General features: G+C 53.2%; 11 protein-coding genes. 9 read left to right on the top strand and 2 right to left on the bottom strand.

What is annotated here, in order from left to right; genetic code table 11:
* Positions 1-4: 4 nt before the first annotated feature.
* From JNUCC32_RS23150 to JNUCC32_RS23170, 5 genes are all read left to right on the top strand, one after another.
* Positions 5-754, top strand: coding sequence for a Crp/Fnr family transcriptional regulator (locus JNUCC32_RS23150; protein ID WP_192569975.1), 750 nt, complete (start codon positions 5-7; stop codon positions 752-754).
* Positions 755-1,161: 407 nt separating this feature from the next.
* A complete protein-coding gene (locus JNUCC32_RS23155; protein ID WP_192569976.1) occupies positions 1,162-3,966 on the top strand; it encodes a glycoside hydrolase family 3 protein in 2,805 nt (934 codons plus the stop codon).
* A gap of 274 nt (positions 3,967-4,240) precedes the next feature.
* A complete protein-coding gene (locus tag JNUCC32_RS23160) occupies positions 4,241-4,774 on the top strand; it encodes an RNA polymerase sigma factor (RefSeq protein ID WP_036664778.1) in 534 nt (177 codons plus the stop codon).
* Positions 4,761-6,410 carry a DUF4179 domain-containing protein gene (locus JNUCC32_RS23165; protein WP_192569977.1) on the top strand — a complete coding sequence of 550 codons (1,650 nt, stop codon included), beginning with the start codon at positions 4,761-4,763 and terminating at the stop codon, positions 6,408-6,410. The genes JNUCC32_RS23160 and JNUCC32_RS23165 overlap by 14 nt, the downstream gene beginning before the upstream one ends.
* A gap of 215 nt (positions 6,411-6,625) precedes the next feature.
* On the top strand, positions 6,626-7,072 hold the full coding sequence (locus JNUCC32_RS23170; protein WP_009593821.1) for a carboxymuconolactone decarboxylase family protein: 447 nt from the start codon (positions 6,626-6,628) through the stop codon (positions 7,070-7,072).
* Here the strand turns inward: JNUCC32_RS23170 and JNUCC32_RS23175 are convergent.
* The gene (locus tag JNUCC32_RS23175) at positions 7,041-7,940 is read right to left on the bottom strand and encodes a sigma-70 family RNA polymerase sigma factor (protein WP_192569978.1); all 900 of its coding nucleotides are present in this window, start codon (positions 7,938-7,940) and stop codon (positions 7,041-7,043) included. The genes JNUCC32_RS23170 and JNUCC32_RS23175 overlap by 32 nt on opposite strands.
* Positions 7,941-8,243: 303 nt before the next feature.
* On the opposite strand from JNUCC32_RS23175, the gene JNUCC32_RS23180 reads away from it, so the two are divergent.
* Genes JNUCC32_RS23180 through JNUCC32_RS23190 form a run of 3 tightly spaced genes read left to right on the top strand, consistent with a single transcriptional unit; the run spans position 8,244 to position 10,590 of the window.
* Positions 8,244-9,119: a GGDEF domain-containing protein gene (locus JNUCC32_RS23180; RefSeq protein ID WP_012818610.1), complete on the top strand. Its 876-nt coding sequence runs from the start codon at positions 8,244-8,246 to the stop codon at positions 9,117-9,119.
* A 39-nt stretch (positions 9,120-9,158) separates the two neighbouring features.
* Positions 9,159-9,302 (top strand): hypothetical protein, encoded by a 144-nt coding sequence (locus JNUCC32_RS23185; RefSeq protein WP_176502464.1) that lies wholly within the window; start codon positions 9,159-9,161, stop codon positions 9,300-9,302.
* Positions 9,295-10,590 carry a glycosyltransferase family 2 protein gene (locus JNUCC32_RS23190; protein WP_192569979.1) on the top strand — a complete coding sequence of 432 codons (1,296 nt, stop codon included), beginning with the start codon at positions 9,295-9,297 and terminating at the stop codon, positions 10,588-10,590. The genes JNUCC32_RS23185 and JNUCC32_RS23190 overlap by 8 nt, the downstream gene beginning before the upstream one ends.
* Positions 10,591-10,711: 121 nt before the next feature.
* On the opposite strand, the gene JNUCC32_RS23195 is transcribed toward JNUCC32_RS23190, so the two are convergent.
* A complete protein-coding gene (locus JNUCC32_RS23195; RefSeq protein ID WP_012818607.1) occupies positions 10,712-10,939 on the bottom strand; it encodes a DUF896 domain-containing protein in 228 nt (75 codons plus the stop codon).
* 327 nt (positions 10,940-11,266) lie between these two features.
* On the opposite strand from JNUCC32_RS23195, the gene JNUCC32_RS23200 reads away from it, so the two are divergent.
* Entirely contained in the window at positions 11,267-12,622 is a 1,356-nt protein-coding gene (locus JNUCC32_RS23200) for a sodium-dependent transporter (protein WP_192569980.1), read from the top strand.
* Positions 12,623-12,763: the final 141 nt, after the last annotated feature.

Genomic DNA, 12,763 nt, shown 5'->3' on the forward strand with positions numbered 1-12,763 from the left:
TCGTATGAAACAGAATCGAGCTGCAAGGTCCGATGCGAAGGATGGAGGGCTGTTTCCTGCGGGCACTTCCTCCGTCTTTTCGCCGCCGCATCTCGCTTTAATCCGGGAAATGGCCGAGCCAATCGGTTTGTTTGCCGGCGATTGTCTGTATCAGGAGAACGATCCTGCCGACCGGCTGTACTTCGTAAACCGGGGAAGCCTGAAGGTATCCAAGCTGCTGGAAGGCGGATTGTCGGCAACCTTGTCGCTCCACATCCCGGGCGATCTGTTCGGTGAGCCCGATCCGTTCGGACGAGCCGTGCATCATTTCGAAGCCAGGGCCATGGAGGATAGCGAGGTCGGCGTCGTGCCCCAGACCGAGCTGGATAAAATCATCCGCATCAACGGCGATTTTGCCGTGGAATATATGGGCTGGATGGCGCTTATGCAGCGTACCACGCAGAGCAAACTGCGCGATCTGCTGCTGCATGGCAAATCCGGCGCCCTATGCTCTCTGCTGCTGCGGCTGTACAATATGTACGGCACCGGCTGGAGCGTCAAGGATACCCGAGCCATCATCGGCAAGCGGATCACGAATCTGGAGATGGCGGAGATGATCGGCTCTACTCGCGAAAGCGTCAACCGTATCTTGAACGAGCTTAAGGATCTTGGCGTGATTTCTACCGAGCGGGGGCGCATCGTTCTGAATGACCCCGCCTATTTGCGGAATATTTGCCACTGTGAGGACTGCCCTAAAGAGATTTGCCGAATGTAACGGACATCGACAAAAAACCTCTGAATGGAACACGGAGTCAACAGCAGTACTCTAACCCGTATCTAAACAGAGGTTTCTTATTCTCATGGCCCCTTTCATGAATTTCATTTACACGCCAGCACCCAAGGATTCGTGATCACCACATGATTCCATTACCCGCTCTAGAAAAACGAATTCTCTCCTGAAATGATACTGCCGTCTGATTAACGACCTCCCTTCAAGCATGCAGAGGTTGGGCAAACATTCGAAATTTCCACATGAAAACTGCGCTAATTCTCGGTGTATCATGACTCCGCCTTGCGCGCTATGATGGAGTTGGATTAACGGTTTAAGGGGAACGCACACTTTTTGCATGTATATCTGAGAGCGTTTCCATTCCAACTCTGCTTAGAAATGAGGTTTTGCTCATGAAATATCCGTTCCAGGATCCGGATCTGCCGCTGGAAGAGCGGGTTCACGATCTGGTATCCCGATTGACCTTGGACGAAAAAATCGAATTAATGTGCCAATACCAGACGGAAATCCCCCGTCTCGGCGTGCAAAAATATAAGCATGGCACCGAAGGCGCACACGGCGTGGCATGGCTTGGCGAAGCGACCGTCTTTCCGCAAAACACCGGACTTGCGTGCACGTGGAATCCCGGGCTGATGCGTGAAATCGGCTCGGTCATCGCAGAGGAAGCCCGGGTCTATTACCAGCGCGACCGGGCCATCAACGGACTCACCATCTGGTCGCCGACAGTGGATCTGGAACGCGATCCCCGGTGGGGACGAACGGAAGAAGCCTACGGGGAAGACCCGCACCTGACCGGGGAGCTATCCACCGGGCTGGTGAAGGGCATGCAGGGAGACCATCCCTTCTACTACAAAACGGTAGCTACCCTGAAGCACTTCTACGGCAATAACAATGAAGCCGACCGCGGCAGCGCCTCGGTAAGCATCGATCCGAGGAACAAGCGCGAATATTATCTGAAGGCTTTCGAGGCTCCGTTCCGGGAAGGGAAAGCCGGTTCCATGATGACCGCGTATAACGGCATCAACGGCACGCCGTGCAACCTGAACCATGAAGTGAACGATATCGTCAAGCAGGAATGGGGCATGGACGGATTCGTCGTAGGGGACGCGGGTGACGTGCTGGGTACCGTCATGGACCATCATTATGTCGCTTCCTACGCAGAGGCCGTTGCGGGTTCCGTCAAAGCCGGAATCGACAGCATCACCGACGATCAGGACATCTCCTTCCGCGCTCTCCGCGATGCTTTGGAGCAAGGATTGCTTGAGGAGCAGCATCTGGACCATGCCCTCCGCAATACCTTCCGCGTCCGCTTCCGCCTTGGCGAATTCGACCCGGAGGAGCGGAATCCCTACAGCCGCGTACCGGAGACGAAGCTCTGCGCGCCGGAGCATGCCGAATTATCTCTTCGAGCCGCCCGTGAGTCGATTGTGCTGCTGAAGAATGACGGTTTGCTGCCCCTTCCGCGTGATCCGTTCAAATCCGCGGCCGTGATCGGACCGCTCGCCAACGAAGCGTTCACGGATTGGTACAGCGGCACGCCTCCCTACCGGATTACGCCGCTTCAGGGCGTGCAGGCCAAAGCGGGAGACCGCAACGTTCAATTCCATACGGGATTGGATCAGGTGCGCCTTCGTTCTGCCGTCAGCGGCACGTATGTCGCCCTGTCTTCCGAGGAGCAGGGCATCCTGTTTGCAGGCACGTCAGCATCCGCCGATGCCGCCGTATTCGAGCGAAACGACTGGGGCTGGGGCTCTGTCACGCTCCGCCTGGTCGGCAGCGGCAAATTCGTAACCGAAACGGAGACGGGACTGCAAGCAGCGGCCGACGAAGCTCGCGGCTGGTTCGTGAAGGAGGCTTTCGGCTTCGAAGCGTTGCCGGATGGAAGCTTCCTGATGAAAAACTGGGAAGGCAAACCGATCCTGCTCGATGAGCATGGCCGGCTTGTTGTTGGCGGCATCGAGGAAACGGGAACGCCGTTTACCATCGAAACGGTAAAGGACGGCATCGCTGAAGCCGCTGCAGCGGCAGCATCGGCTGAAACCGCCATCGTCTTCGTGGGAAACAGCCCGTTCATTAACGGCAAGGAAACGATCGACCGACCCGACATCACCCTTCCGCCTGCACAGCAGGCCTTGATACAGGCGGTGTTCGAAGCTAATCCCCATACGGTGGTGGTCATCGTAGGCGGGTATCCGTTCGCGGTGAACTGGGAACAGGAGCATGTGCCGGCCATCCTCTTTACGTCTCACGCCGGGCAGGAGCTGGGCCACGCGGTGGCCGACGTTCTGTACGGAGATTATAATCCGGGCGGCCGCTTAAACATGACGTGGTATAAGTCAACCGAACAGCTTCCGGACATCATGGATTACGACATTATCAAAGGGAGGCGGACCTATCAATATTTCGAGGGGGATGTACTGTACCCGTTCGGTCACGGCCTCAGCTATTCCCGCTTCCAATACAGCGGTCTATCGCTTAGCCGTCCGCAGATCACGGCCGAAGGCAGCGTAACCGTCACCGTTGCGGTTAGGAACGAGAGCCAGCTGGCCGGGGATGAGGTGGTTCAGCTGTATGTGAAGGCTGACTCCTCCCGCGTCATTCGTCCTCTCAAAACGTTGAAGGGCTTCCGCCGCGTTCATCTGGCTCCAGGCGCTTCGGAAACGGTAACCTTTCAGCTCAAAGCCGAGGATCTGGCCTTCTGGGATGTCACCCGGGAGCGTTACTGCGTGGAAAGCGGGACCTATACGCTCATGGCTGGACCATCCTCCGGCCGGCTGCCGGTCACCGCAGTCCTTCAAGTCGAAGGAGAAACGATCCCGCCACGCACGCTGCGGGAGCCTGTTCGAGCAGTGAATTATGACGACTACCAGGGTGTCTTCCTCGATGAATGCCGCGAAGGCGGCGAAAGCATCCGTTTAATCGGCGACTCGGGATGGATCGCCTTCCATGACGCCGATCTCGGCGATTCTCCGGCCACGTTCGAGGCCAGGGTGAGCGGACATATCAAGGGCGGCGACATCGTCGTTACGACCGGCAGCCCGGATGGCCCCGCAGCCGGAAGCTGCAGGGTCCTGCCGACCGGAGGGCGCCAGGCCTGGACGACGGTTCAGGCCGATCTGACGGGGTTAGCAGGACGGGCCGACGTCTTCCTATTCATGAAAGGCGAGGTGCAGATCAGCTGGTTCCGCATAGCTTAAGCCGCCAGCGATCTAGTGATAACCCTCTGTAATATGCTTAATCGACGGTTCTAACGAGCCTGTCAGCGGCACCCTATCTTACAGATATCCATAGAACATCTGCCCTACGTTTTATACGATGGGCAGATGTTCTTTTTTGTTAGAATGAAGTCAATCCGAAAATATAAGAAAATGTCTCCGCCTTCGTTATAAGGCCACCTCCGCAAAAAAATATGAACCCTTTCCAAGGGTCATTTGTTTATTAGACATAACGCAAAGAAAGGAGTGCCTTGGATTGACGGAACGCGAGTTATTCGATTCATACAACAAGGACGTGTACCGTACCTGCTACTACATGCTGCGGAACGCCCAAGATGCGGAAGATCTCTGCCACGACGTATTCGTCACCGTATTTCGCCAGGATTGGAGAAGCGTAGAACATACACGCGCCTGGATCATGCGCATCGCGATGAATCACTGCCTGAACCTGCTTAGAAGGAATCAGACCCAGCGGGAAAAGCAAAGCCAGGTCGCTTGGCTCCACGAGCAGACCGCGGCATCGGTTAAATCCGTGGACACCATCGTATTGGAAAAAGCAGCGGCGGCGGAATGGGAGAGCCTGCTGCGGCAGCTCCCGGACAAGCTGATGGCCGTGGTCACGCTCCGCTATATTGGCGAGCTGTCGATGGCGGAAATTGCCGAAACGTTGAAGATCCCTGTAGGAACGGTTAAATCAAGGCTTCACAAAGCATTGAAAATCATGCGCAAAAAGCTCGAGCATCATAACGGCTTTTGGCTGAAGGGGGAGAAACAATTTGGAACGTTTTGAGAATACTCTGAAAAATCAGATGAACACAGCGAATAACGTGTCTTATCCTGATTTTGACCGGATGTGGAGCAGCATACAGCAGGACGAATTGAAGGTGGCCGGAGGGGAATCGACTCCGCTTCGTCCGCGTAAGCGAAAGCGAATTGCGATCATTACCGGGATATCCGTCGCCCTGATGGCTACGCCGGTCTATGCAGCCTTGAATTATGACTGGTCCCATCTTCTGTCTTACAAGGCCGGGATCCAGACTGCGTTAGAACAAGGGCTTGGCCAGGCAATTGAGAAATCCGTTACGAAGGATGGCATCACGCTAACGGTGCACACGGCGTTTATCGATGAGAACCGCACGTTCCTGCTCTACAGCCTGGATCCTGGCTCGAAGCGGGCCGGCGAACAAATCGCTTTTGATCGAATCGGGCTTAAAGATAAGGAAGGCCATTCCGTCGAGGGTCATTATTCGCATCAGTGGAGCGAGGAGTTAGGCGTATTCCAGGGGTATTTCGAGACCGATTGGGTTGCTGAGGGCCAGATCGCGGATATCGAGTTTGCGATGGAGAATATTCGTTTTACCGGCGATGGAAAACAGTCCATTCCTTACGACCCTCAAAACCCGAATACGCAGGTATTCCCCATTCAAAAGGATGGCATTGACAGCGTGACCCTGCAGTCCTTCGAGCAGGCCGAAGGCAATGTCCTGCTTCAATCGGCCATTAGATTTACGGACCCTGAAATGAACAGCAGAAGCTGGGTGCGAATTCAAGCAGCCGATGACAAGAATGAGATGATTAAGGAGGTTAAACCTTCTACTTTCGGAACTCCGGCAGCCACCGGAGAATACCTGAGCCAGCAAATATTCAAGTCCGATTCCCTGCGTGCGGAAGGTACGACATTCCAGTTGGCTTATGATCGCACGCTGCAAAGCGTCGATGATACCTGGAGCTTGAATATGGCTCTATCCAAGAAACAAATGGCCAACGGCACATGGAAGGACGTGCTGAATATCCCTGTAGATCAGGTGCCTGGCGAATCGAAGATCCATGAAATGATCGTGACGCCAACCCAAGTCCGGCTGATCCTGACCCATAAGGAAAAGCATGCCCGTTTTCCATACATGGACTATCAGCTGGACGTAGGCGGAACGCTGTTAAGCGGAAGCATGTGGCATGTGCCCGGCCAGTCCAAGAAAACGGAGCTGCGCTTTGAAATGACCGGACTGGATGCAGCCTCTCTGGCGAACCGCCCCGTGTCTCTGGTCGCCAAGCACCGCGTCGATGAATTCGCCGGAGATAAGAATCCGATCCGCTTGACCGATATTTCGGCTGAGCATCAGACCTTAACGTCCAGCATCGCCGGCTATCCGATCACGTGGACCTATTACATGAAGGACCACAACCTCTATGTGGAATCCTTGAGCTCCGACCCGGCGTTCGGCGGCGTCAACCAGACTTATTATCTGGACGGCGAAGATCGGAACTATGGCATGCCGGCCATCATCGGCCTGCTCGGCGATGACAGCAATAAACATATGGACGTGTATAAGAATTTCGACAAGACCGAGCTCGAGGTTTATATTTGGAACTATACCACCCATAAGCGGGACGACGTCCTGCGCATTCCGCTCAAAACCGGAAAATAAACCTATACAGCGTTATAAACGATAAAGAAACCCCATGCAGAGGACGAAAACGTTACCCGGAGCAGCATTTCTGCCAAGAAATGCTGCCCCTTTCGTATCTTTCGTACCCCATCAATGAAGGGTTTCTTCTTTTTTTTCGTTCACATGTCACAATTCTGGGCGGCAGACTGTCATATTGGTGAACATCAACCATCAAACGTAAAGGGGAACTGAACATGGAACTGCGAATGAATTACCGGTCGGCCAATCCCGAAGCCTTCAAAACCCTGCTAGCCCTGGAGCAAGCGGCCCAAAAAAGCGGACTGGATCATAAGCTGTACGAGATCATTAAGCTCCGGGCGTCCCAGATCAACGGCTGCTCCTTCTGCGTGGATATGCATTCGAAGGATCTGCTCTCCATGGGCGAGAGCGTGGACCGCCTCCTTCTTCTGCCAATGTGGCGCGAAGTGCCGATCTATTCCGATGAGGAACGGGCCGTCATCGAATTGACGGAGTGCGTGACCAAGCTGTCCGAAGCCGGCGTTCCCGCCGAGGTATACGAACGCGTGCGCAAGCATTTTGACGAGAAGCAATTCGTCGATCTGGTCATGGCGATTACGACCATCAATGCCTGGAACCGGATCGGCGTTGCTACAGGGCTGTTCCCGGGCTGTTTTGATTAAACAGCTGCAATTTATCCGGATTGACCACAAGAAAGATCCGGCTGATGCGGGACAAATCGGGTTCCCACTCTGCCGTAAGCACCATGGAGACCCTGCCTTCCCGCTTCAGCAATACACCGGGCTCCCCATTGATGGAGACGGGTTCAAACCCTTCCCGAAACGAGCCTTTGGCAGACAATCCCTCGAAGAAAGCCCGTACCCGCTTCACGCCCAGTATCGGATTGATGGCTGCTTTTGCTTTGCCGCCGCCATCCGACAGCAGCGTAACCTCTTCCTTCAGGAAAGAGAGCAGCGGTTTAAAATTACCCAAATCGGACGCCCGCAGGAAGGCTTCAACGAAGCGTTCCTGCTTTTCCGTACGGGTCCCTTCTCCCACCGGCCTCTCCGTATGTCGGCCCATTTTTTGCTGGGCACGGCTGAAGGTCTTGCGGCAGCTGATCTCCGTCTTTCCAAGCATCTCCGAGATTTCATGATATTCGAGACCCAGCGTATCCTTGGCGATATAGATGGCACGCTCCAGCGGCGTCAGGCGTTGGAGCAGCACCAGATAGGCATAGCCGATATTCTCGCGGCGTTCCGCAGGATCGGACCGCTTTATCATGTCATAATCCAGCATCGGCTCCGGCAGCCAGGGGCCGGTATACGTTTCGCGCTGGCGCCTGGACGATTTCAGCAGGTTGATGCAGCGGTTCGTTGTCATTTTGGCCAAATATGCCTTCTCGTTTATCACCTCTCCCCGATCCATCTGCACGAATTGGGAAAAAACATCCTGCACGATGTCCTCGGCATCCGCCGCACTCCCCAGCATCCGGTAAGCCAGGCCGAACATCATCGGCTTGTATTCGATATAGATTTGATCCCATAACATCAGGCACACCTTCTTACTCTGTATATTGTCGGCAGTAAGCTACACCACATATAAGACAGATGAACACTACCGTCTGTGACATCAAGACGCCCTAATCCTACTCTATCCTATAGATCCCGATCTCTAAAAGGGGCAGTTTATCGGAGAGTTTGAGGGTCAACAAACGCTGCGTTCGCGATCCAATATGAACATTGTGGACAAGGTACGATAAATCTATCGACATTTGGGTAATTTTTAAATAACATATGGGATGACCTCACCACAAACGTAAAAGGTTTAAGAGCTTAGAAAGTAGGGAAACACATGAAAAAATCCACCCCTTTACGTCGCGTCGAATTCGGTTATTTTCTGCTGATTGCTCTTGCCATCGTCCAGCAGGCGTTATTATTTTGGCACATCCATGTAAACCAAAGTTTTACTTTCATGGAATTTATGTTTAGCGCCGGCTCGCTGGCCGCTTTACTTATCGGGTTCTTTCTGCCGGTCGGCGTTTCGACGGTTGCCGTTTTTGTGTATTTGGTCACGTATTTCGTCTGGTTGTCCACGCTGGCTCCAATCCACGCGCTTACGCTGTCCTGGATTTTGCTGCTGCCCGCCAATACCGCCATTGCCGTCTTCATTAAGCTGGCCCTCGTGCGAAGCCGAAGATTTATCCGCCGTCTCGAGCAACTGAGGAAAACCAACCCGGACATCGACATCGATACCTCGCTCGGCAGCAAGGAGGCTTTTGAAAGCACGCTGGTGAAACAAGCAAATCTGGCAAACCGGTACTCCGATCAATACGGATTCTGCATTATGATGTTCAAGCTCGATTTCCTCCCCCTGACCAGAGAAAACGTCGGCTCCCACCGCTTTGCCAGGCTGATTGTGGAATTGTCCAATACGATTCAGAAGCAGATCCGTTACGAAGACTATAAGTTCTCCATCGGCGAAGGGCGGTTTATCATTCTATGTCCGCTCACCAAGCCGGAATACCTCAAAAGCCTCATGGACCGCATCAAAGTCGCCATGATGAACGTCCCCTTCCGGGATAAAAAAGGCATGTCCCTCAAGCTAGTGGTAAGAGCCGGCGGCCTCGTATTCCAGAAAGAGCAGTTCAGCCGATACGAACATATCGATGATGTCATCTCCGCTTTAGAACGTAATACCGAGACCGACCTCATCGGTGAATATATTTAACGAAGTTATCATCACCTTGAAAAAGGAGGCTTGCAGCCGATGTCGTATACCCATTGGTTTATCCCTCTATGCATCGGGGTCAGCATCGTGTTCTCCACCGCCATCATGATACTGACGATCGCAACCTTAAGCTTCCGTTCGAAAATCAAACGAAAGTACGATCGGGGGAAGTTTAGTGACTGACTTTTTCCTTGTTATCTCCATCATCAGCATATGGATTGCCGTACTGGAGTCGATTATTATCATGGCCGGCGCCATCGTGTTCATTCATAAACAAAGCCGGCAGAAGCTGGTGAATCCCGGCAATTTGGAGGATTATCCCACCGTGACGGTCATGGTGCCCGCGCACAATGAGGAATTGGTCATCCAGGCAACGGTCGAGCACATTTTGCAGATGAATTACCCTCACCACAAAATGCAGCTGATTGTCATCGCCGACAATTGCAAGGATCATACGGCCGAGCGGTTACAAGCGCTGAAAGCGAATGAGCGTTACCGGGACCGCGACTTTCTGATCCTGGAGAGAACGGGAACCGGCGGCAAATCGGGCGCTTTGAACGACGCGCTCAAGCAGGCAACCGGCGAATGGATCTGTGTCTACGACGCGGACGCCGCTCCCGAGAAAAATGCGCTGTTGTTCCTCACGCAGAAGGCGATGGAGCAGCCCGAACGCTACGGGGCCGTCTTCGGACGCAACAAGGCCCGAAACCGCGGGCAGAATTTCCTGTCCCGCTGCATCAATCTGGAGCTGGTGACCATTCAGCGCGTGCATCATACCGGGTTATGGCAGCTATTTAAGCTGGGTACCATTCCCGGCACGAACTTTATCGTGAAAACCGCGCTCATTCAGGACATCGGCGGATGGGATGAGCATGCGATCACCGAAGATACCGCGATTTCGTTCGAGATCCTGACGAGAGGGCAGCTGATTGCCCTGGCTCCCCAAGCCGAAGCTTATCAGCAGGAGCCCGAGGATCTGAAGGTGTACATGAAGCAGCGCGAACGCTGGGCCAAAGGCAACTACAGCGTCGTCACGGATAATATTCATCATCTGTTCGACCGGAGCAGCTGGCGGATTAAGCTGCATGTGCTGTATTACGCGGCCAGTTACTTCTGGTTTATGATTGCCATCATCATCTCGGATATTATATTTATCGCCAATATCGTGTATCAGATCATCGCGCTGTTTAATCCAGCCGTCGTCTCCCCTTTCCGGTTTGAAGGGGATGTCTACATGTATCTCGTCATTGCCTGGGCCTTAATGTATTACATCTACGTCCTGCAGATTAACCTGGCGCTCGCAACGGACATCGGCCAAAGCACCACGCGCAACTTCATTCTATCCTGCGTGTCGTACTTCACCTACGCTCAGCTGTTCCTCGTCATCTCCATTAAGGCGTTTTACTCCATGATCGTGGACAAGATTACGGGCAGGGAATCCAAGTGGTATAAGACGGAGCGGTTTGGATAGAGGGCGCCACTTATATTTGGTGTTAGAAAAATAAAAGAAGAAGGATCGCCATGTCATGGCGATCCTTCTTCTTGTTCCACTATGTTCACCATGCTGTGTAAAAGCATTTACATCGTCATGGCTATTCGATTTTCCAGTTCTTTTGCTCATTGCGAAGTTTCTCAGGCGTCACGTCATTACCGGCGGGATCCACGATGCTTAATCCCGAAAAGGTGCTCAGCACCTGTCCGCGAATTTCGCGCAGGTATTCCGTGCGCAAAACTTGCTGTTCGGCTCTTTCCGCAGCAGTGAGCACTCCTTCCCGCTGTTTTTGTGCCAATTCGTTAATCCGGGTTAAGCTTTGGATCATGATATCCCTCTTTTCCGTTATTTGTTTGTTTATTTATCTTAATATAAAGATATATTATTTAGAGGTATTTGTCAACCCCTGCCAACCTTCATTGCCGTCAGGCGCATTTGTGATTATTTTCCTATCGAAAGTCCCTTCCTTTCCTTAAACTTGGTGTTTAAGGTTTATTTATTTACAAATCGTGGTTAATGTTAGTATTGAAAACTTGGTGTTCGCAGCATAATACAAATGCAGGTCTTCATCCCTTAGGAAAAATTGCTTATGCCTTTCTGGCAGCACATGAAATATAATAGAGGAACTTAACTTTAAACAACTGGGGGAACATCTATGAAATCTCAGCTTAACAACCCAGCTTCACCGGGGAAAAGCGATCGTTTTTCCTCTGCTGGATTCATCCTGGCCGCGATCGGGAGCTCTGTCGGCCTCGGAAACATGTGGAAGTTCCCGTACATTACGGGAGAGCACGGCGGCGCAGCTTTCTTCCTGCTCTTCATTATCTGTCTCATCGTGATCGGTTTGCCCGTCCTGCTGGCGGAGCTTGCCATCGGACGAGCCGGCCGCGGGAGTGCCGCGACTTCCTTCGTTAAAGCGGGCGGACCGAAAGTCTTCGGACAGCTTGGATTGCTCCAGGTTATCGCGCCGTTTCTCATCCTGACCTTCTATGTCATTGTGGCAGGCTGGACGCTTCATTATGCCGTCATGTCGTTTAGCGGCAATCTGTACAGCAATACCGATTTCGGCGGTCAATTCACCGCGTTTACCGAAGGCTACATGCCGATCATTTGGCAGATTGTCGCTATTGCGATCACAGGATGGGTAGTGGCCAAAGGCATCTCCGGCGGAATCGAAAAATTCAACAAGGTCCTGATCCCGGGACTGATCATTCTGTTAATTGTGTTAATGATCCGTGCTGTAACCTTGCCAGGGGCCGGAGCAGGGGTATCGTTCTTCTTGAATCCTGACTTCTCGAAGCTGAGCCCGGAAGCGGCACTCGTCGCGCTGGGACATGCCTTCTTCTCCCTCTCGCTTGGGATGGGAATTCTGTTGACCTACGGGGCTTATGTCGATAAGCGGCAATCCCTTGGTCCGGCTACCCTCGCCATCGGCGCAGGCGACCTGATCTATGCATTTATTGCCGGGCTTATCATATTCCCGACAACCGCTTCGTTCGGGATCGAGCCGAATGCCGGCCCTTCCCTTGTCTTCATTGCCTTGCCGGCTGCCTTCTCGGCCATGCCGCTGGGTGCTTTTTTCGGAGGATTGTTCTTCGTCCTTCTAGCCATCGCCGCTTTAACCTCCGCGGTCTCCTTGCTGGAGGTTCCGACCTCGTATGTCATGGACCGCTGGCATTGGGGACGCACCAAAGCCGTTGTGGTTATCAGCGCACTGGTTCTGCTGGTCGGCTTACCCTCCGCGTTGTCATTCGGCATCGTGCCAGGACTTACCGATATCGGCGGCAAAAATTTCTTTGATTGGCTGGATTTCATCACATCCAACATCCTGCTTCCGGTCGGGGGGCTGATCACCACCATCTTCGCGGGATACTTCTGGAAGAAGGCGGCAGATGCCGCTGGTCTGAAAGCAGGCTGGTTCCGGGTATGGCTGTTCATGCTCCGTTATATTGCGCCGGTTCTCGTATTTCTGGTGCTGCTTCATACCACGGGGCTTATCACATTCGAATAATCATGCTCTCGGCAGCCCCTTGGCCCTTCCCGGCCCAGGAGGCTGCCTTTTCTATGGACTTGGCCACCGGACGGCCGCAGATGGACCGAACACTTGCAGATTGGCACACCTTCCATGAAGCGGATCATATACTATCCTAAA

This window comes from Paenibacillus sp. JNUCC32 (assembly GCF_014863545.1).
Classification (GTDB): Bacteria; Bacillota; Bacilli; order Paenibacillales; family Paenibacillaceae; genus Paenibacillus_AQ; species Paenibacillus_AQ lautus_A.

What these genes read in the sequence shown, in the direction of transcription:
- JNUCC32_RS23170 (WP_009593821.1), top strand. Translation starts at nt 6,626, where the DNA reads ATGGAACTGCGAATGAATTACCGGTCGGCCAATCCCGAAGCCTTCAAA.
- JNUCC32_RS23195 (WP_012818607.1), bottom strand. Translation starts at nt 10,939, where the DNA reads ATGATCCAAAGCTTAACCCGGATTAACGAATTGGCACAAAAACAGCGG.
- JNUCC32_RS23200 (WP_192569980.1), top strand. Translation starts at nt 11,267, where the DNA reads ATGAAATCTCAGCTTAACAACCCAGCTTCACCGGGGAAAAGCGATCGT.
- JNUCC32_RS23180 (WP_012818610.1), top strand. Translation starts at nt 8,244, where the DNA reads ATGAAAAAATCCACCCCTTTACGTCGCGTCGAATTCGGTTATTTTCTG.
- JNUCC32_RS23185 (WP_176502464.1), top strand. Translation starts at nt 9,159, where the DNA reads ATGTCGTATACCCATTGGTTTATCCCTCTATGCATCGGGGTCAGCATC.
- JNUCC32_RS23150 (WP_192569975.1), top strand. Translation starts at nt 5, where the DNA reads ATGAAACAGAATCGAGCTGCAAGGTCCGATGCGAAGGATGGAGGGCTG.
- JNUCC32_RS23155 (WP_192569976.1), top strand. Translation starts at nt 1,162, where the DNA reads ATGAAATATCCGTTCCAGGATCCGGATCTGCCGCTGGAAGAGCGGGTT.
- JNUCC32_RS23175 (WP_192569978.1), bottom strand. Translation starts at nt 7,940, where the DNA reads ATGTTATGGGATCAAATCTATATCGAATACAAGCCGATGATGTTCGGC.